The 20,229-nt window shown below is 64.0% G+C and carries 19 protein-coding genes and 1 pseudogene; all 20 read left to right on the forward strand.

Features of this window, described 5'->3' with window-relative positions:
* The first annotated feature begins 15 nt into the window (after positions 1-15).
* On the forward strand, positions 16-789 hold the full coding sequence (locus tag K1X80_RS00525; protein WP_057440547.1) for an ABC transporter permease: 774 nt from the start codon (positions 16-18) through the stop codon (positions 787-789).
* Positions 789-1,553: an SDR family oxidoreductase gene (locus K1X80_RS00530; RefSeq protein WP_120734475.1), complete on the forward strand. Its 765-nt coding sequence runs from the start codon at positions 789-791 to the stop codon at positions 1,551-1,553. The genes K1X80_RS00525 and K1X80_RS00530 overlap by 1 nt, the downstream gene beginning before the upstream one ends.
* A gap of 13 nt (positions 1,554-1,566) precedes the next feature.
* Complete coding sequence (locus K1X80_RS00535) at positions 1,567-2,106, forward strand: cupin domain-containing protein (protein WP_029289969.1); 540 nt, start codon at positions 1,567-1,569, stop codon at positions 2,104-2,106.
* Between the two features lie 4 nt (positions 2,107-2,110).
* Positions 2,111-2,988 (forward strand): annotated as a pseudogene (locus K1X80_RS00540) (alpha/beta fold hydrolase).
* Entirely contained in the window at positions 2,985-3,818 is an 834-nt protein-coding gene (locus K1X80_RS00545; protein WP_057440549.1) for an IclR family transcriptional regulator, read from the forward strand. The pseudogene K1X80_RS00540 and the gene K1X80_RS00545 overlap by 4 nt, the downstream one beginning before the upstream one ends.
* Before the next feature lies 1 nt (position 3,819).
* On the forward strand, positions 3,820-4,617 hold the full coding sequence (locus K1X80_RS00550) for an SDR family oxidoreductase (RefSeq protein WP_057961192.1): 798 nt from the start codon (positions 3,820-3,822) through the stop codon (positions 4,615-4,617).
* Positions 4,610-6,292: a thiamine pyrophosphate-binding protein gene (locus K1X80_RS00555; RefSeq protein ID WP_057440551.1), complete on the forward strand. Its 1,683-nt coding sequence runs from the start codon at positions 4,610-4,612 to the stop codon at positions 6,290-6,292. The genes K1X80_RS00550 and K1X80_RS00555 overlap by 8 nt, the downstream gene beginning before the upstream one ends.
* Before the next feature lie 10 nt (positions 6,293-6,302).
* Positions 6,303-7,106, forward strand: a complete 804-nt coding sequence (locus K1X80_RS00560) for an aspartate dehydrogenase (RefSeq protein ID WP_057444232.1) — start codon at positions 6,303-6,305, stop codon at positions 7,104-7,106.
* A 10-nt stretch (positions 7,107-7,116) separates the two neighbouring features.
* A complete protein-coding gene (locus tag K1X80_RS00565) occupies positions 7,117-8,610 on the forward strand; it encodes an aldehyde dehydrogenase (protein ID WP_220172610.1) in 1,494 nt (497 codons plus the stop codon).
* Positions 8,610-9,575, forward strand: a complete 966-nt coding sequence (locus tag K1X80_RS00570) for a VOC family protein (protein WP_057440553.1) — start codon at positions 8,610-8,612, stop codon at positions 9,573-9,575. The genes K1X80_RS00565 and K1X80_RS00570 overlap by 1 nt, the downstream gene beginning before the upstream one ends.
* A gap of 13 nt (positions 9,576-9,588) precedes the next feature.
* A complete protein-coding gene (locus tag K1X80_RS00575; protein ID WP_057440554.1) occupies positions 9,589-10,731 on the forward strand; it encodes an FAD-dependent monooxygenase in 1,143 nt (380 codons plus the stop codon).
* 2 nt (positions 10,732-10,733) lie between these two features.
* Positions 10,734-11,051 carry a hypothetical protein gene (locus K1X80_RS00580; protein ID WP_057440555.1) on the forward strand — a complete coding sequence of 106 codons (318 nt, stop codon included), beginning with the start codon at positions 10,734-10,736 and terminating at the stop codon, positions 11,049-11,051.
* Between the two features lies 1 nt (position 11,052).
* Positions 11,053-11,280, forward strand: coding sequence for a recombinase-like helix-turn-helix domain-containing protein (locus K1X80_RS00585; RefSeq protein ID WP_034116488.1), 228 nt, complete (start codon positions 11,053-11,055; stop codon positions 11,278-11,280).
* A 21-nt stretch (positions 11,281-11,301) separates the two neighbouring features.
* Positions 11,302-12,336, forward strand: a complete 1,035-nt coding sequence (locus K1X80_RS00590) for an aromatic ring-hydroxylating dioxygenase subunit alpha (RefSeq protein WP_057440556.1) — start codon at positions 11,302-11,304, stop codon at positions 12,334-12,336.
* Positions 12,333-12,740 carry a Rid family hydrolase gene (locus K1X80_RS00595; RefSeq protein WP_057961195.1) on the forward strand — a complete coding sequence of 136 codons (408 nt, stop codon included), beginning with the start codon at positions 12,333-12,335 and terminating at the stop codon, positions 12,738-12,740. Before K1X80_RS00590 ends, K1X80_RS00595 begins: the two co-directional genes overlap by 4 nt.
* Positions 12,733-13,692 carry a PDR/VanB family oxidoreductase gene (locus tag K1X80_RS00600; RefSeq protein WP_057440558.1) on the forward strand — a complete coding sequence of 320 codons (960 nt, stop codon included), beginning with the start codon at positions 12,733-12,735 and terminating at the stop codon, positions 13,690-13,692. Before K1X80_RS00595 ends, K1X80_RS00600 begins: the two co-directional genes overlap by 8 nt.
* 447 nt (positions 13,693-14,139) lie before the next feature.
* Complete coding sequence (locus tag K1X80_RS00605; RefSeq protein ID WP_057440559.1) at positions 14,140-15,366, forward strand: hypothetical protein; 1,227 nt, start codon at positions 14,140-14,142, stop codon at positions 15,364-15,366.
* Positions 15,367-16,562: 1,196 nt separating this feature from the next.
* The gene (locus K1X80_RS00610) at positions 16,563-18,014 is read left to right on the forward strand and encodes a sodium:alanine symporter family protein (protein ID WP_216312011.1); all 1,452 of its coding nucleotides are present in this window, start codon (positions 16,563-16,565) and stop codon (positions 18,012-18,014) included.
* Positions 18,015-18,091: 77 nt separating this feature from the next.
* Entirely contained in the window at positions 18,092-19,069 is a 978-nt protein-coding gene (locus K1X80_RS00615) for an asparaginase (protein ID WP_220172611.1), read from the forward strand.
* Positions 19,070-19,119: 50 nt separating this feature from the next.
* On the forward strand, positions 19,120-20,112 hold the full coding sequence (locus K1X80_RS00620; RefSeq protein ID WP_057440561.1) for an AraC family transcriptional regulator: 993 nt from the start codon (positions 19,120-19,122) through the stop codon (positions 20,110-20,112).
* The last annotated feature ends 117 nt before the right edge of the window (positions 20,113-20,229 follow it).

The raw sequence follows: 20,229 nt of genomic DNA on the forward strand, positions 1-20,229 counted from the left end.
TGAGGTACGTACACGATGAAAAACAATAACTCCGTGCTCGGTAGCGTCGCGCTGCTGATCCTGTTCCTGGTCCTCTGGCAATGGGGCCCCGGCCTGCTCGGCATGCCCGAGTTCGTCATGCCCAAACTCAGCCGCGTGGCCCAGGAAGGCCTGGTGATGTGGCAGACCGGCGGCCTGCTGCAACACACCCTGATCACCGCGCTGGAGATCGTTGTCGGCTTCGCCCTCGGCGCCCTGCTAGGGGTGGTGATCGGCGTCTCGCTGGGCCTGTCGCCGGCTGCCGAAGCCATGTTGTCGCCGTACATCCTGGCCTTGCAGATAGCGCCGAAAGTCGCCTTCGCGCCGCTGTTCGTGATGTGGCTGGGCTACACCATCTACCCGAAGATTCTGATCGCGATCCTGATCGTGTTTTTCCCGGTGATGATCAACGTGCTCTCGGCAATCCGCACCGTCGACCCGGACATGATCAACCTGGTACGCACCATGAACGCCAACCGCTGGCAGATCTTCCGCCTGGTGGAGTTCCCCTCGGCCATGGCCGCACTGTTTTCCGGCCTGCGCATTGCCTCGACCCTGGCCGTGATCGGCGTCACCGTCGGTGAACTGGTGGGCGGCAACCAGGGCCTGGGCTTTTTGCTGGTGGACGCCGAGGGCCAGGGCAACACAGCCGGGGTGTTCGTCGCCATTGTCGCGCTGACCCTGATTGGGGTGATCGCCTACGGCGCAGTGGTGTGGGCGGAAAAACGCGTCCTGCACTACATGCCCAAAGCCATGTTGAGCACCCAATGATGAGCCGCCATGACCTTTTGCTTGCAGGCCGTCGCGTGCTGGTCACCGGTGGCGCCCGTGGCCTGGGCTATGCCTTTGCCCAGGCCATCGGCCAGGCCGGTGCCCGAGTGGTGATTGCCGATGTACTGCACGAACGTGTGCAGCAGGCCGCCGGTGAGTTGCAGGCGCTGGGCCTGGATGTGCAGGCCGTCACCGTCGACCTGGCCCAACCCGCGTCGATCCAGGCCTGTGTCGACGCGACGATCAGCCTGCTGGGCGGCCTCGATGGCTTGGTGAACAACGCCTCGATCACCAACTCCGGCGGCAAGGGCTGCGAAGCATTGAGCATCGACACCTGGGACCAGGTGATGCAGGTCAACGTGCGCGGCACCTGGCTGATGACCACCGCCTGCCTGCCGGCCCTGCGCGCCAGCGGCCAGGGCGCCATCGTCAACCTGGCCTCGGACACTCCGCTGTGGGGCGCGCCGAACCTGTTGGCCTATGTCGCCAGCAAGGGCGCGATCATCGCCATGACCCGCAGCCTGGCGCGGGAGCTGGGCAGCGACAACATCACCGTCAACGCCATCGCCCCCGGCCTGGTGCTGGTGGAAGCCACCGCCTACGTGCCCGAGGCGCGCCACCGTTTGTACAACGACCAACGGGCCCTGCAACGCCCACAATTGCCCGAAGACGTCAGCGGCGCCGTGCTGTTCGCGCTGTCCGACCTTGCCCGTTTTATCACTGGACAAACCCTGCCGGTCAACGGCGGGTTCGTCATGCCTTGATCTGGAGACTGTCATGACTGATCTATCTGCCCAAAACGACACCCCGAAAAGCTGGGACCGCCCTGCCGGCGCCAGCCTGGAAAGCTGGATGAGCACGCGCATCGCCCGTTACGAGACGCGCAAGTACGACTGGGATGCCCTGAAGTTCCAGGCTGACTACGACCCCAAGTTCCGCCGCGCGCAAATGCGCTACATCGGCACGGGCGGCACTGGCATCAGCACCGACATGAACACCATCCCGTCGGAGCACTTCACCTTTTCCACCATGGTCATCCCGGCCGGCCATGAAGGCCCGCCGCACCTGCACATTGACGTCGAAGAAGTGTTTTTCGTGCTGCGCGGCAAACTCAAGGTGGTGCTGGAAAAGGACGGCGAGCGCTTCGAGACCATCCTCACCGACCGCGACGTGATTTCCGTGCCGCCCGGCGTGTACCGCGAAGAAATCAACATCGGCGATGAAGACGCGCTGATGTGCGTGATGCTCGGCGCGAAAAAACCGATCACCCCGACCTATCCGCCAGAGCACCCTCTGGCCTCGATCAAGCGCGGGTAAGCCCATGTTGCCAGGACTCACGCACGCCGCGCCGACGGCCGACCTGCAAGCCCAACTGCAGCGCGACTTCCCCCAGCAACGGGTCGCGTCAGCAGGTGGTCAGCAGGCCCTGCGGGTATGCGGCACGGGACCGGCAGTGGTGTTGCTGCACGGCATCGGCTCCGGCGCGGCGTCCTGGCTGCAGGTGGCACAACATCTGGCGGCCCAGGCGCGGGTCATCGCCTGGGACGCGCCCGGCTATGGCGACTCCAGCCCCTGGAGTCGCAAGTACCCAAGGCCGAGCAATACGCCGCGCGCCTGGTGCAGATGCTCGATGCGCTGGAGGTGGACGAGTGCGTGCTGGTCGGCCATTCCCTGGGCGCACTGACCGCCCTGGCCTTGGCCCGCAGTGCCCAGGCCAGACGCGTGAGCCGCCTGGTACTGATCAGCCCCGCTCGTGGCTATGGCGCGTCCGAGCGCAACGCGCAGCGCCAGCAAGTGCGCCAGCAACGCCTGGACAACCTGCAACGCCTGGGCATCGCCGGGCTGGCCAAGCAGCGCAGCGCCCACATGCTCTCGCCCAGTGCCCAGCCCCAAGCGTTGGCCTGGGTGCACTGGAACATGGCCCGCCTGAACCCGCTGGGCTATCGCCAGGCCATCGAATTGCTGTGCGGCGACGACTTGCTGCGCCACGGCCAACCTGCAATGCCCTGCGAGGTGCATTGCGGCGAAGCCGACAGCATCACCCCACCCGACACCTGCCTGGGCGTGGCCAAGGCCCTGGGTGCCAGCTTCAACCTGATCGCCGACGCAGGCCATGCCAGCCCCATCGAACAACCGCGAGTGGTTGCCGGTCGCCTGGCCTACGCCCTCAAACAATCCCTGACAGGTAGAACCCTATGAACGACTCAGATCTGCTGAAGGATGCTCAGGACAAATACATCGTGCCGGGCCTGGAGCGCGGCTTGTTGCTGCTCTGCGAGTTCAGCCGGCGCAACCGGACCCTGACCGCGCCGGAACTGGCGCGGCGCCTGGCGCTGCCGCGCTCGACGATTTTCCGCTTGCTGACCACCCTGGAAACCATGGGCTTCGTCACCCGCAGCGGCAACGAGTACCGCCTGGGCATGTCGGTGCTGCGCCTGGGCTTCGAGTACCTGGCGTCGCTGGAGCTGACCGAACTCGGCCAGCCACTGCTGGCGCGTTTGTGCGACCGGGTTAACTACCCGAGCAACCTGGTGGTGCGCGACGGGCGTTCCATCGTGTACGTGGCCAAGGTGTCGCCGCCTTCGGTGTTCTCCAACGCGGTCAACGTCGGCACCCGCCTGCCGGCCCATGCCACGGTGCTGGGGCGCATCCTCCTCGAAGACCTGTCACTGGCCGAACTGCGCGAGCTGTACCCCGAGGAGCACCTGGAACAGCACTCCCACTGCACCCCGAAAACCGTGATGGAGCTGTTCGACATGCTCCAGGCCGACCGCCAGCGCGGCTTTGTCAGCGGCGAAGGGTTCTTTGAATCGGCGATTTCCACAGTGGCCGCGCCCGTGCGCGACCAGAGCGGCGACATCGTGGCCGCCCTCGGCGTGACCATCCCGACCACGCAGATCGGTCATGTGAATTTTGAAGAGCTGCTGAACCAAGTGCGGCGCAGCGCCGACGAGCTGTCGCGCCTGCTCAACTACAACGGCGGCGCCCACAGCGGGCAGCCCCGCGTCACTGCCTTGATGAGAGATTGAGATGAGCCTTTATTCATTGCAGGGCCGCACCGCAATCGTCACCGGAGGCTCCTCGGGCATAGGCCTGGCATGCGTCGAACTGCTGCTGGAAGCCGGTGCGGGCGTTGCGTTTTGCGGCCGCGATGCAGAACGCCTGCGCCGTGCCGAAAGCGACCTGCGCCAACGTTTCCCGCAAGGCCAACTGCTGGCCCAGGTGTGCGATGTGCTCGATGGCGAATCGGTCTACGCCTTTGCCAGCGCCAGCCTGGCCGCGCTGGGCGCCGCCAGCGTGCTGATCAACAACGCCGGGCAAGGCCGGGTCTCGACCTTTGCCGACACCACCGACAGCGCCTGGACCGAAGAGCTGCACCTGAAGTTTTTTTCGGTGATCAACCCGGTCCGCGCCTTCACGCCGCAGCTGCAAAGCCAGGCCGACGCCGCGATTGTCTGCGTCAACTCACTGCTGGCCAGCCAGCCGGAACCGCACATGGTCGCCACCTCCGCTGCCCGCGCCGGGATCAAGAACCTGGTGCGCTCGATGGCCACCGAATTCGCCCCGCAAGGCATCCGCGTCAACGGCATCCTGATTGGCCTGGTGGAGTCCGGGCAATGGCGCCGCCGCTTCGAAGCGCGTGAAGAACGCGACCTCGACTGGGCGCAATGGACCGCCCGCCTGGCCCAACAAAAACATATTCCCCTGGGGCGCCTGGGCCTGCCGATTGAAGCGGCCCGCGCGATCCTGTTTCTGGCCTCGCCTCTGTCGGCTTACACCACAGGCAGCCATATCGATGTCTCTGGAGGCCTGTCCCGCCATGCGTAATGAAAACACTGTCACCGTGGGCGCTGCCATCACCGCCTTTCTCGAACAATGCGACGTCAAGGCCGCGTTTGGCGTGATCTCGATCCACAACATGCCGATCCTCGATGCCTTCGCCGTGCGCGGCAATATCCGCTTTGTCATGGCCCGGGGTGAAGCCGGCGCCGCCAACATGGCCGACGCCTATGCCCGCACCACCGGTGGCCTGGGCGTGTGCCTGACCTCCACCGGCACTGCCGCCGGCAATGCGGCTGGGGCCATGGTTGAAGCGCAGACTGCCGGCACCCCGGTGCTGCACATCACCGGGCAGATCGAGACGCCGTACCTGGACCAGGAACTGGCGTATATCCACGAAGCTCGCGACCAGTTGAACATGCTCAAGGCCGTGTCCAAGGCCGCCTTCCGCGTGCGCAGCGTCGAGACCGCCATCAGCACCCTGAAGCTCGCGGTGCAGACCGCCCTCACCGCGCCCACCGGCCCGGTCAGCGTCGAGATCCCGATCGACATCCAGTCGGCCTTTATCCCAATGCCCACCGACCTGTCGCCACTGCCGATCCCGGTCGCTGTGCCGGCACCGGAAGCCCTCGACCTGGTGGCCGCGCGCCTGGCCAGTGCCAAACGCCCGATGCTCTGGCTCGGTGGCGGCGCGCGGCATGCCGGGGCGCAGGTCAAGCGCCTGCTGGCGATGGGCGTGGGGGTGATCACCTCGACCCAGGGTCGCGGCGTGGTTAACGAAGACGACGAACGTTGCCTGGGGGCCTTTTCGCAGAACAAGCGGGTCGAGCAGTTCCTGCAAACCTGCGATGCACTGCTGATCGCCGGGTCGCGCCTGCGCAGCAATGAGACCTTCAAGTACGCGCTCAAGCTGCCGCAGAACACGCTGCGCATCGACGCCAACCCGGCCATCGAAGGCCGCAGCTATGCCAGCGAACTGTTTATCTGCGGCGACGCGGCCCTGGCCCTGGAAGGGTTGGCTGACCGCCTGGAAGGCCGCCTGCACACCGACCCGCAGTTCCTCGCCGAACTCAAGGCCGTGCGTGAACAGTCGCGCAGCCAACTGGTGGCGGACCTGGGCCCGTACTCGGCGATGGTCGAGCAATTGCAGGCCAGCACCGGGCGCAACTTCTCCTGGGTGCGCGATGTGACCCTGTCCAACAGCATCTGGGGCAACCGCCTGCTCAACCTGTACCACCCACGCGCCGGGGTTCACGCCTTGGGCGGCGGTATTGGCCAGGGCCTGGCGATGGGCATCGGTGCCGCGGTGGCAGCCGCTGAAACCGCGCCCGAGCGCAAGGTGTTTGCCCTGGCGGGCGATGGCGGTTTCATCCTCAACCTGGGTGAGCTGGCGACCCTGGTCCAGGAGCGCGCCAACCTGGTGATTCTGCTGATGAACGACCAGCGCTACGGGGTGATCCGCAATATCCAGGACGCGGTCTACGGCAGCCGGCATTGCTATGTCGACCTGCACACCCCGGACTACACCAAGCTCGCCGAATCCATGGGCCTGCGCCATGGCCTGGTCACCGACCTCAAGGATTTCGGCAAGGTGGTCGACAGCGCCTTGAGCCAGCCCGGCCCGTTCCTGCTGGAAGTGGACATGCTCAGCGTGGGCAACTTCGCCACCCAGTTCGCCGGCCCGCCCAACAGCGAAACCAAAGCCCAGAAGGCCACCGCCTGAGGATCGTCGCATGTTGCATATCACCATGATCGGCTGCGGCGCCATTGGCGTCGGCGTGCTGGAGCTGCTGGAGAACGATCCGCAGTTGTGCGTGGATTACGTCATCGCTTCCGAGGGCTCCGAAGCCCTGGTGCGCCAGCGCCTGGCCAGTTTCAAACAACCGCCGCAGGTGCTGACCGCCTTGCCGGCCGATACGCGCCCGGATTTGCTGGTGGAGTGCGCCGGCCACCGCGCCATCGAAGAGCATGTGCTGCCGGCCCTGGAGCGTGGGATTGCCTGCCTGATTGTGTCGGTCGGCGCCTTGTCCGAAGTGGGCCTGGTGGAACGCCTGGAGGCCGCCGCCGAGCGCGGCAAGACCCGCATCGAGCTGCTGCCCGGGGCGATTGGCGGTATTGATGCGTTGTCGGCGGCCAAGGTCGGCGGCCTGGACTCGGTCAACTACACCGGGCGCAAGCCAGCCCGCGCCTGGAAGAACACTCCCGGCGAGCAGGCTTGCGACCTGGACAGCATCCGCGAAGCCACGGTGATCTTCCAGGGCAGTGCCCGTGAGGCCGCGCGGCTGTACCCGAAAAACGCCAACGTTGCGGCCACCCTATCCCTGGCCGGGCTGGGCCTGGATCGCACCCACGTCACGCTGATCGCCGACCCCCACAGCGACGAAAACGTCCACCACTTCGAAGCCCGTGGCGCCTTTGGCCGTTTCGAGTTGAGCCTGCGCGGCAAGCCGCTTTTGGCCAACCCCAAGACCTCGGCGCTGACCGTGTACAGCGTGGTCCGTGCCTTGGGCAACCACGCCCATGCCATCTCAATTTAGGAGCCCGTCGATGACCCTCGAACAGACTTTACCGATCTGCATCGCCGGCCACTGGCGCCTGGGCCGTGGCGAGCGCTACGCCAGCCGCTACCCGGCCACTGGCGAGGCCGTGGCCTGGCTTAACGCTGCCGATTTGCAGGATGTGGAAGACGCCATCCAGGGCGCGCACCAGGCCTTCCTGCACAGCGGCTGGGCCCAGCGCAAACCCCATGAGCGGGCCGGTGTGCTGTACCGCATCGCCGAGCTGATCCGCCTGCACAGTGAGGAACTGGCGCAGCTGCAACGCCAGGACAACGGCAAGCCGATCAATGAAACCCGTGCGCTGGTGGCCAGTGCGGCCGGCACTTTCCAGTTCTTCGCCGCCGCCTGCGAAACCCTGGAAGAAACCATCACCCCGTCGCGCGGTGATTTCGTCAGCATGAGCGTGTATGAGCCGATGGGCGTGGTCGCCGCGATCACCCCGTGGAACTCACCGATTGCCAGCGAGGCGCAGAAGGTCGCGCCAGCCCTGGCGGCGGGCAATGCGGTGGTGATCAAACCGGCGGAAATCACCCCGCTGCTGGCCCTGCGCCTGGCCAGTCTGTGCGAAGAGGCCGGCCTGCCCAAGGGCCTGATCAGCGTGCTGCCCGGCAAGGGCTCGCTGCTGGGCGACGCCCTGACCCGCCACCCGCTGGTCAAGCGCGTGTCGTTCACCGGCGGCACCCGCACTGGCAAGCACATCGCCCATATCGCCGCCGACAAGATGATGCCGGTGTCTTTGGAGCTGGGCGGCAAGTCGCCGACCATCGTCCTTGATGACGCCGACCTCGACCACGCGGTGGCGGGCGTGCTCTACGGCATTTTCAGCTCCTCGGGCGAGGCCTGTATTGCCGGCTCGCGGCTGTTTGTCGCGCGCGCCCTGTACGAGCCCTTTATGCAACGCCTGGTGGCCGCCGCCGCGAACCTGCGCATGGGCGACCCGGCCGACGAAAACACGCAGATGGGCCCGTTGATCAGCGCCGGCCATCGTGAATCGGTGGAACGTTACGTCGCCCTTGGCCTGGCCGAAGGCGGGCGCCTGCGCCTGGGCGGGCAGCGCCCCAGCGGTGGTCTGTATGACCAGGGCTACTTCTACGCGCCGACCATTCTTGAGGGCCTGCACAACCAACAACAGGTATGCCAGGAAGAAATCTTCGGCCCGGTGCTGGTGGCCATGCCCTTCGACGACGAAGAGCAATTGCTGGAGCAGGCCAACGACAGCCTGTACGCCCTCGCGGCAGGCATCTGGACCCGCGACTACAAGCGCGGCTGGGCCCTGGGCCGGCGCTTGCAGGCCGGCACGGTGTGGATCAACACCTACAAACAGTTCTCGATTTCCACACCGTTCGGCGGTTGGCGCGACAGCGGCCTGGGCCGCGAAAAAGGCCGCCTGGGGATCCTGCAATACATGGAACAGAAGAGCCTCTACTGGGGCATGAACCAACAGCCACTGGCCTGGGCCGGTGTGCCACACGAGGTAGCGTGATGAGCGTTTTAGGTATTGATGAAGTCACCTATGGCGTCGAGGACCTCGACACCTGCGTGCGTTTTTTCAGCGACTGGGGCCTGACCCAGGTCAGCACGCAACCCGATGAGGTGATCTTCGAGACCCTCAATGGCTGCCGCGTAGTGCTCGCCGACCTGAACAAACCCGGCCTGCCGCCCGCCATCGAGGCCGGCTCCACCGTGCGCGAAGTGGTGTGGGGCGTGGCCGACGCGACGGACCTTGCGCTGTACGCCGAACGCATCGCCAACGACCCGGGGTTTATCGAGGGCAACGGGCGCATCGGCTGCACCGACCCCAACGGCCTAGCGATCCGCCTGCAAGTCACGCGTAAGCGCGAGCTGGAGATCGAGTGCAGCGGCCACAACACCTGGCAGACCAAGGGCCGGATCAACAAGGCGGCGCCGATCTACGAGCGCGCCACGCCGATTGAAGTCGGTCACGTGGTGTTTTTCGTCAAGGACGTGAACGCCTGCGAAGCCTTCTACCACGAGCGTTTCGGCTTCCAGGCCTCGGACCGCTATCCGGATCGCGGGGCCTTTTTGCGCACCGCCGAGGAAGGTGGCCACCACGACCTGTTCATGCTGCAACTGCCGGCGCCACGGGCGGGACTGAACCATGTGGCCTTTACCGTGCGCGATGTGCACGAGGTGTTTGGCGGTGGCATGCACGTGTCCCGCAGCGGCTGGCCGACCGAGATCGGCCCTGGGCGTCACCCGGTGTCTTCGGCGTTTTTCTGGTACTTCAAGAACCCCGCCGGCGCGCTGGTGGAGTACTACGCCGACGAAGATCAACTGACCGGCGAATGGCAGCCACGCACCTTTGAGCCGGGCCCCACGGTGTTCGCCGAATGGGCAATTGCCGGCGGTATCGACGGCAATACCCGGCGCCAACAACACGTCGAGGCGCCGCAAGGCAAGTTCCTCACCGACAAACCCAAATCCTGAGCAGGAGTCGCCCATGCCTTCCCTGAATATTGCTATCGCCGGTGCCGGTATCGGCGGCCTGACCGCCGCCATCGCCCTGCACCGCGCCGGTCACCAGGTCACCGTGTTTGAACAGTCCAAGGCCTTTTTGCGGGTCGGCGCCGACATCAACCTCACCCCCAACGCGGTACGTGCGCTGGATGGCCTGGGGATTGGCGCCGCCGTGCGCATCCCGGCCGCCCGGCCGACCCATCGCATCAGCCGGATGTGGGACAGCGGCGAAGAGACTTCACGCCTGGAAATGTCCGACGCCGCCGAGCAGAAGTACGGCGCCCCGCAACTGACCATCCACCGCGCCGACCTGCTGGCGGCCCTGGCCGAAGTGTTCCCGTTGGAGCAGGTGCAATTCGCCAAGCGCGCCGAGCGGGTTGAGCACACTGACGACGGCATCTGCCTGCACTTCAAGGACGGCAGCCAGCACCGCTGCGATGTGCTGATCGGCGCCGACGGCATCCACTCGGTGGTGCGCAACGCGCTGTTTGGCGAAGAGCACCCGCGCTTTACCGGGGTGGTGGCGTACCGCGCGGTGGTGCCGGCCGAGTTGGTGGCCCATGTGCCGAATATCCAGGCCTTTACCAAGTGGTGGGGCCCCAACCCGCAGAGCCAGATCGTTACGTTCCCGCTCAACCAGGGCAAAGATATTTTTATCTTCGCCACCACCGCCCAGGACAGCTGGCACGAAGAATCGTGGACCAGCGCTGGCGATGCCGACGAGCTGCGCAGCCACTATCAGGCGTTCCACCCCGACGCCCGCGCCCTGCTGGATGCGTGCAGCGATGTGCTCAAGACCGCGCTGTATGAGCGCGACCCGCTGCCGTTCTGGTCCAAGGGCCCGATCACCCTGCTGGGCGATGCCTGCCACCCGATGATGCCGTTCATGGCCCAGGGTGCCGGCCAGGCCATCGAGGATGCGGTGGTGCTCGCCCGTTACCTGCAAGACCTCGACAGCCCGTCCCAGGTCGCCGCGGCCTTGCAGGGCTATCAGCAGGCGCGCCTGGAACGCACCAGCCAGATCCAGATCGGCTCGCGGGGCAACCAGTGGCTCAAGGACGGCGGCAACGCCGATTGGGTCTATGGCTACGACGCCTGGACCATCCCCACCCAAAGCGCGGCCTGAACATGAGCGACAGCTTGCTGGTGACCGTGCTGCTCAAGCACGACCAATCGAAGAACCTGGAAGACATTCAGCGGCATATGAAGCAGCAGGATTGGTGGGAGCGTTTTCCACCGCAGGGCGTGGAGTTGGTGAGCTGGACCGTGGCCATGGGCCTGGGCCAGATCGTCACCCTGCGCTTGCCGCCGAGCCTGCTGCCAGCCCTTAACGTCGAGCTTGAGCGCTCGGCGTGGGGCGTGTTCAGCACTGAAGTTTTCCCGACATACGACTTTATCCCCGTGCGCGAAACCATCCGCGAACGGGTACGCAACGGAGGTCAATGACATGAGCACTACCGAACGCTTCCTCGAGCCCCATCAGGCGCGCAAACGGCCCAATACCCAGTTTGAAGAGCTGCTGGGCGACTCCATCGAACGCGCCTTCGGCAACGGCGTGACCGAGCTGCCGGCGCTGCTCGCCCACCTCAACCTGGCCGGCCCGCCCTGCCCGCTGACCAGCGGCGAGTGGACGGCAGATGCCTATCAAACCCTGATGGCCCGGCTGGGCGAATGACCCGGCAGAAGGAATAGAACAATGACTATGCAATTGACCGTCGACCCTGTTGAAAACCATCTGGCCAATGGCCTCAAAGACCTCTGGTTCCCGGTGTTGCCTTCGGACCTGTTGGGGGAGAAGCCGGTGTCGGTGCGCCGCCTCGGCTACAAGATCGCCCTGTGGCGCGACAACGATGGCCGCGTACACGCCCTCGAAGACCATTGCCCCCATCGCGGCGCGCCGCTGTCCCAGGGCCCGGTGCTGGGTGATCGCCTGCAATGCCCGTATCACGGCGTCGAAGTGCGCTGTGACGGCACCGTGACCAAGGTGCCCGGCAGCCCCGGCTGCAAACTCGAAGGCAGCCGCCCGACCCGCATGTTCCATACCCGCGAAGCGGCAGGCGCGATCTTTTTGTTCAATGCCACCGACGCGCATTTAGAGACCCCGCCGGAACTGGTGCTGCCCGAGCAACTGACCTCGCCGGAGTGGAGCAGCTTCGTCTGCTACACCGAGTGGAAAGGCGACTACCGCTACGTGATCGACAACGTCATGGACCCGATGCACGGCACCTACCTGCACAAGATGTCGCACTCGATGAGTGAAGGCGAAGCCACCGCCAAGTTCGTCACCCGCGACACCGACAACGGGTTCTTCTTCGAGAAGGAAGGCCAGCGCGGGGTGAACTTCGACTGGACCGAGTTCATGGACAACGGCTGCCATTGGCTGCGCCTGGAAATCCCCTACCCGAAAACCGGCGGCCCGGGCGGCAACTTCACCATTATCGGCAGCTACACGCCGAGCAGCCGCGCGCTCTCGGCGGTGTTCCACTGGCGCTGCCGACCGCTGACCGGCTGGCAGCGCGACACCTGGCGCTTCCTTTACAAGAACCGCCTGGAAGCGCGGCACTGGGCCGTGCTGGAGCAGGATCGGGTGCTGCTGGAATTCATGGAGCCGGACGCCAACCAGCGCGAAAACCTCTACCAGCACGACCTGGGCGTGGTGCGCATGCGCCGTTACCTGAAAAACGCGGCCAAGGCCCAGCTTGAACTGATCGACGCGAAGCAACTGCCATGAACGCGGTCGTGGTGGCGCCCGCCGGGGCCAGTTGGTCGAATGCGCTGCTGATCGGCCGCGAAGTGGTGATGTCGGGGATGACCGCGCACCCCGCCAGCCGCGAGGCCCCCCTGGATTGCTACGCCCAGACCCTGGTGGTGCTGGGCAAGATCCAGGCGCTGGTGACGGCGGCCGGCGGGCACGTGGGCAATATCTACCGGCTGACGGTGTACCTCACTGATATCGCCGACAAAGACCAAGTGGGCCGCGCCCGACGGGATTTTTTCGCCGGGCAGGCCGTGTTTCCCACGTCCACCCTGGTGGCCGTCAACGCACTGGTGTTTCCTGAACTACGGGTCGAGATCGAGGCCAGTGCCCAGCTCGATGTCGACCTGCGTACCGTCACAGAGGTGAATGATGTCTAAGCCCTCCCTGCTCAATGCCCGCGTGCATACCCTGCGCTATGAAGCCGAAGGCATCATCAGCGTGGAGTTTCGGCCGTTGGGCGATACCGTGTTCCCGCCGTTCGAGGCCGGCTCGCACATCGACCTGCACCTGGCCAACGGCCTGGTGCGCAGCTACTCGCTGCTCAACTCCCCCAGCGACCAGGGGCGCTACACCGTGGGCATCCTGCGTGACCGCAACAGCCGCGGCGGCTCGGAATATGTGCACAGCCAACTGCGGGTCGGCATGCCGCTGTCGATCTCGGCGCCGCGCAACAACTTCGCGCTGGACCTGAGCGCCAGCCACAGTGTGCTGGTGGCCGGTGGCATCGGCATTACCCCGATCTACTGCATGTTCCGCCAGTTGCTGGCCCAGGGAAAATCCGCCGAGCTGATCTATTGCGCGCGCTCGCGCCAGGAAGCGGCATTGGTGGAAGCCTTGAACGGCCTGGATGCGCGGGTGGTGTACCACTTCAACGACGAGAAAGGCGTGCCGCCGGACCTCGCCGCCTACCTCGCTGGCCAGCCGGCAGATACGCACTTCTACTGCTGCGGGCCGACGCCGATGCTGGATGCGTTCGAGGGCACCTGTGAGCGCCTGGGTTATCCCCATGCGCATATCGAGCGCTTTACCGCCGCCGAACTGCCGCCCAGCGAAGATGCCCAGAGCCGCTATAGCGTGGAGCTGAAAAAGTCCGGCAAGACGCTGTCGGTGGAGCCCGGTTTGAGTTTGCTGGATGTGCTGCTTGAAGCCGGTTGCGACATTGACCACAGCTGCCGCGAGGGGGTGTGCGGCTCCTGTGAAACGCGGGTGGTGGAAGGCGAGATCGACCACCGCGACGGGGTACTGACCAAGGCCGAGCGTGCGGCGAACACGTCGATGATGGTGTGCGTTTCGGGCTGCAAGAGCCGGCGCTTGGTGCTGGACCTTTAGTCTGCATAGGCTCGGTGGTGGGGCTGTTGTGGCGAGGGGGCTTGTCCCCTCGCCACGATGTCAGGCAGACGATCTATCGAGTAAATAAGTAGGCAACTTATTATTCACCCGTAAAACACAAAATTGCCCGTTTCATTGGCAGCGTGCAATAAAGACGCACCTATCCCGAGCAACTTTGTTACCGCACTTACAGGTTGTTTCATGGGTTATACAAAGCGCTTTGTTTCCCATATAAACAATTGTTTTCAAGCAGGTTTTTATAAAACCCCAGTAAATACGCCGCCTGGCACACTTCCTGCTCTACCCCTGTGCATTCACTGATTAAACGGCGTTTCGCCGATAAAACAATAATAACCAACACTTAAACCCGGTAAGACCCGCTCCCTCCTTAGTTGCCTTTAAAGGCAAGCGGACGAGTGTTGCCGATTACCCGGTAGAGAGGTCTCTATGAAGCGTGTCTTGTGTGCAGGATTGATGTTTGCCAGTTTCAGCAGTTTCGCCGCAGAACCCATCCCTTCCGAACCGGTGCGGGCCAACGCCGCCAATAAACCATTCCCGCATATTGCCTGGCGCAGTGAGGCCGGCGACGCCAGCCTGGATATCGGTGGTGCGCTGCGTACCAACTATCGCGACGAGCATTGGGACACCACCGAGAACAATGGCCGCTTCCTCTTCGACACGTTCCGCCTGGACGTGCAGGCCACCTACAAGAGCCTCTACAGCGATATCGGCTACTGGTTCCAGGACGACGGCAAGCGCTCCATCGACCGTGGTTTCGTCGGCTATCGGCTCAATGCCAACTCCAACGTGCAACTGGGAGCGCCGTTCAAGCCGTTTGGCCTGGAGCCGTATCCGCAATTTGGCTGGAGCTACCACCTGCCGTTTTTCATGGGCTATGCCTCAAGTGCCGGCACCGGCCTCAAGTACAGCTACAAGGACCAGGACTGGGACGTGCAACTGGGTTTCTTCCCGCGCATGTTGCCCAGCGACCTTCGCTACTCGCCTGAAGTCGGGCGTTACGCCGACCTGAAGGACAATGCGATTGCCGCGATCCAATCGCGCCAGGACAACGAGAAGCGCAACCAACTCAACGCCCGCGTAGCACGGACCTTCAACAGCGATGGCTGGAAAACCGAGATCGGCGCCTCGCTGGCCACCGCCCAGCTGTACAACGCCACCACCCGGGACGACGGCGACTACTGGGCCGCCGGTGTACACGCCATCATCAACAAGGGGCTGTGGACCGTTACCAGCCAGGCCATCCGCTACGAATACGACCCTGAAAACCCCACCGGCGTCAGCAAGGACTCGGTGCTGATGGGTGGCAACGGCCTGACCCCCGCGTACCTGATCGCATCCAAGGCCACCCTCGCCTCGATCAACCTCGGCTATGACGTCTACACGCCGACGCTGGGGCAGTTGAAGAAGGTCAAGTTGTACACCGACTACAGCCGGATGATGAAAGACAAGAGCGCCTGGGATGATTCGCAGATGTTCACCGTGGGCGCGCAGTTCCTGGCGATGCCGGTGATGGCCTGGGTCGACTTTACCTGGGCGCGCAACGCCAACCCCTATGGCGGGGCCGAGAATGGCAGCGGCTTTACCAATACCAGCTCGGTGGGCAGCAACGAGTGGTATTACCGCACCAACGTGAATATTGGTTACTACTTCTAACCAGGCAACAAAAATCAAAGGTGGGAGCTGTTGAGCTTTGGCGAGGTTGCGATAGGCATGAGTTTTTACATAACTCTTTTCTCTGGTGCTTCTTGGGTTCGTGTACATATCCGTTTTTGCGGTTACGGCGGCTATTGGTTCCGCTCTTACAGCGGGTCACTTTTGGAAAAGAGCCCCAAAAGTAACCAAAAGGGCTCTTGCCCCACCACTCGGTGCCTCGCCTAGGCTCGGCATGCCCGCAGTCAGGCATTGCTCCGTGGGCCCGCCGCGATCGGCCATCCATGGCCGTGTCGCGGCTACCCCGGCATCCATGCCGGGGTGCCCACTGCGCAATACCTGCCTGCGGCCATCGTGGTTTAACGGGGCGCCTTAGATCAAGATCAAAAGCCAGATCAAAAGCAGAGCCACAGCAACAGCAAAGCCAGAGCGCGAAGCTGCATTCCCTGTGGGAGCTGGCTTGCCTGCGATGGCGGTACATCAGCCAATACATTTATCGACTGATACACCACCATCGCAGGCAAGCCAGCTCCCACAGGTATAAGCGTACGCCTAGACGATCAGGTCGGCTGTCAGGCCGTCTCGCTTTGCTTTTGATCTGAGGCGCCCCGTTAAACCACGCTGGCCGTCATCCGATTTTGATTTGGGGGGTAAACCGGCAGGACGCCGGTTTAGCCGCGCTGGGCCAGGGATGGCCCATCGCGGCGGCCCCCCAAATCAATGTCGGATGACGGGCACACCGAGCCTAGGCGAGGTGCCGAGTGGTGGGGCAGGAGCCCTTTTGGTTACTTTTGGGGCTCTTTTCCAAAAGTGACCCGCTGTAAGAGCGGAACCAATAGCCGCCATGACCGCAGCAACGGATATGTACTCATACCCAACAACCAAAAAAGAGCAAGTCGCGTAGAGACTCATGCCCATCGCAGCCTCACCAAAGCTCAACAGCTCCCACATTAGGTCAGTGTGACGCTCGACCATTCCTCGCTCAATTGCGCTGCTTGCAGACGGCTGGCGCACACCTAGGTATAGTGCCGCCCCTCTTCGCATGCACGATCGTCAGCCGCATGCGAACGCCGAACTAATAACAACCCGCGACATGGAACCGGGACGAGCCCTCGCCCCACCTATCGTGCTGTCTGCGAAATGGTGTGGAGTCGAGCCGTCCGGCTTTTGCCTTTACAGAAAACAGCGAGGAATACTCCATGCTAGAAGTCATCAACGACTTCCTCTCAGGAAAAGTACTGATCGTGCTCATTGTCGGGCTCGGTGGTTACTTCACGATCCGCTCGCGTTTCGTTCAGTTTCGTCACTTCTTTCATATGTTCGCGGTGTTTCGCGACAGCCTGAAAAGCAGTGCCGGCCAACTCAGTTCGTTCCAGGCGCTGATGCTCAGCCTGGCCGGGCGGGTGGGTGCCGGTAACATCGCCGGGGTCGGCATTGCCGTGACCCTGGGCGGCCCGGGCGCAGTGTTCTGGATGTGGGTCACCGCGCTGGTGGGCATGTCTTCGAGCTTTATCGAGTGCTCCCTGGGCCAGCTCTACAAACGTACCGACGCCGAAGGCACCTACCGTGGCGGCCCGGCCTATTACATCCAGCACGGCCTGCAAAAACGCTGGCTGGGGATGGTCATGGCGTTTCTGCTGCTGGTGACCTTCGGGTTCGCCTTCAATGGCCTGCAAGCCCATGCCGTGACCCACTCGCTGAACAACGCCTTTGGCTTCGACACCACCTACACCGGCCTGGCGCTGGCGGTGTTGCTGGGCCTGGTGTTTATCGGCGGGATCAAGCGCATTGCCTCGATTGCCGACCTGCTGGTACCGGTCAAGACCCTGGTCTATATCGCCGTGACGGTCTACGTGATCGTGCTGCAATTCGACCAGGTACCGGCCATGCTCGCGACCATCGTCAAGAGCGCCTTTGGCCTGGACCAGGCCTTCGGCGGCCTGGTGGGCAGCGCGATCATCATGGGTGTGAAGCGCGGCGTGTTTGCCAACGAAGCGGGCCTGGGCAGCGCGCCCAACGTGGCAGCCGTGGCCTCGGTGGAACACCCGGTCGCCCAAGGTGTGGTGCAAGCGTTCAGCGTGTTCCTCGACACCTTCATCATCTGCACCTGCACCGCCCTGCTGATCCTGCTCTCGGGCTTCTACACCCCAGGCTTTGAAGGCGACGGCATTGCCCTGACCCAGAACTCCCTGGCGGCGGTGGTCGGTGACTGGGGCCGGATGTTTATCTCGGTGGCCCTGGCGTTGTTCGTGTTCACCTCGATCATGTACAACTACTACCTGGGCGAGAGCAACCTGCGCTTTTTGGTGGGCAACAACCGCAAGGTGCTGATCGGTTATCGCGCGCTGGTGCTGGTGCTGATCTTCTGGGGTTCGATCGAGAACCTGAGCACCGTGTTCGCCTTCGCCGACATCACCATGACCATGCTGGCGTTCGTCAACCTGTTCGCCCTGGCGTTCCTGTTCAAGATCGCTATGCGCATCCTCAACGACTACGACAGCCAGCGCGCGGCGGGCGTCAAGACCCCGGTGTTCGATTCCAGCCAGTTCCCTGACCTGGACCTGGACCGCAAGGCCTGGCCGGCCAACCCGGTGCAGCCGGAGCCAACGGTTCAAGCGACTGCTGAACTGAACGCCCAAGTGCAACGCTGAGCCTAGATAGATGACACGCCGCCCGGCCTTGGGCATGCTCTGGGCCCGGCGGCGTTTTTCGTTCAGGAGATTCTTCGATGTCCAAAGCTAACACCATCATGGTGCTCTACACCGGCGGCACCATCGGCATGCAGGCCAGCGCCAACGGCCTGGCGCCCGCTTCGGGCTTTGAAGCGCGCATGCGCGAACAGCTTGCCCACCTGCCTGCGCCAGCCTGGCGCTTTCGGGAAATGTCGCCGCTGATCGACAGCGCCAATATGACGCCCGCCTACTGGCAACGCCTGCGCAGCGCCGTGGTCGAGGCTGTGGACGAGGGCTGCGATGGCGTGCTGATTTTGCACGGCACCGACACCCTGGCCTACAGCGCGGCAGCCATGAGTTTCCAGCTGCTGGGCCTACCGGCGCCCGTGGTGTTCACCGGTTCAATGCTGCCGGCCGGCGTGCCTGACAGCGATGCCTGGGAAAACGTCAGCGGCGCCCTGACAGCGTTGGGCGAAGGCCTCGCGCCCGGTGTGCACCTGTACTTCCACGGCGCACTGATGGCGCCGACCCGCTGCGCGAAAATCCGCAGTTTTGGCCGCCATCCCTTTGCTGCACTGCAGCGCAACGGTGGCGTGGCCAAGGCCCAGGCCCTGCCCGCCGCCCTGGACTACCGCCAGCCCAAGGCCCTGGCCAATGTCGGTGTGTTGCCGCTGGTGCCGGGCATTGATGCCGGGCAACTGGACGCCCTGGTCGCCAGCGGCATCCAGGCGCTGGTGCTCGAATGCTTTGGCAGCGGCACCGGGCCCAGCGATAACACGGCGTTCCTCGCCAGCCTGCAGCGCGCGCTGGATCGGGACGTGGTGGTGGTCGCAATCACCCAATGCCATGAAGGTGGCGTGGAACTGGACGTGTATGAAGCGGGCAGCCGCTTGCGTGGGGTCGGCGTGTTGTCCGGTGGCGGCATGACCCGCGAAGCCGTGTTCGGCAAGCTGCAAGCCCTGCTCGGCGCCGGGCTGCCCAACGACGCAGTACGGCGTCTGGTCGAACTGGACCTGTGCGGTGAACTGAGCTGAGCGGCATATAACTTGCTCCACTTCCAGCCATCCCCTGGCTGGAAGTTCCCATGCTGCACTCCCACCTCACCACCCTCAATGCCGTTTCCCTGGTGCTCAGCACCTTCAAGGCCGAAGGCTTGCCCGCCGAAGCGCTGCTGGCCGGCAGTGGCATCTGTGCGGCGGACTTGAGCCGCGCCGACACACGCATCGCCACGCACCAGGAAATGCAGGTGTGCGCCAATGCCGTGGCCTTGCAGCGTGATATCGGGCTGATCGTGGGGCGACGGATGCACGTATCGGCCTACGGCATGCTCGGCTATGCGCTGCTCACCAGTGCCACTTTCGGTGACGCTTTGCGCCTGGCCCTACGTTATCCGGCGCTGTTGGGAACACTGTTCGAGCTGAGCCTGGAGCAAGACGGTGAGCGTATCTGGTTCACCGCCAGCGATTACCGCGAAAGCCCGGCACTGACCGCCTTCAATGTGGAGCTGTGCCTGGGATCGCTGAAGGTAATCTGCGACGACTTGCTCGGCCACCCGCTGCCGCTGCTGGGTGCGCGCTTTGAGCATGCCGCGCCGGATTATCAGGCGCGCTACGCCGAGTGTTTCGACTGCCCGCTGCAATTCCAGGCCACTGCCAATGCGTTCGCCTTTGACCAACGCTGGCTCGCCCAACCGTTGCCCCTGGCCGACACGGTGACCCATCGGGCGATGGCCGAGCGCTGCCGCAAACAGAACACCGAATTCACCGGGCGCGAGGCCTGGCTGGGGCGAGTGCGCCAGTTGCTCGCGGCGCAACTGCACGCCGCCCCCGGGCTGGATGGCCTGGCCCAGCAGATGAACTGTTCACCCCGCACCCTGCGCCGGCACCTGCATGACCTGGGCTGCAGCTACCAGGAACTGCTGGACGAACTGCGCTTTGAGCGCGCCAAGCAACTGTTGGCGCAAGACCAGTGGCCGATCTACCGCATCGCCGAGCAGTTGGGTTTCAGTGAGACCGCGAGCTTCCGGCATGCCTTTGTACGCTGGAGCGGTGTAGCGCCGAGTCAATTTCGAGCATGACGCCCCATGTAGGGGCGAATTTCGGACAGACAATTTGGCCATATTTATCCCCTTTTGGCCGCTCCTGCCGTTCTCCAAACCTGCGTACACCGCAACACTGCAAGGCATCCCAACCTG

Origin of the sequence: Pseudomonas sp. So3.2b (genome assembly GCF_019464415.1) — a bacterium.
GTDB lineage: Bacteria > Pseudomonadota > Gammaproteobacteria > Pseudomonadales > Pseudomonadaceae > Aquipseudomonas > Aquipseudomonas shahriarae.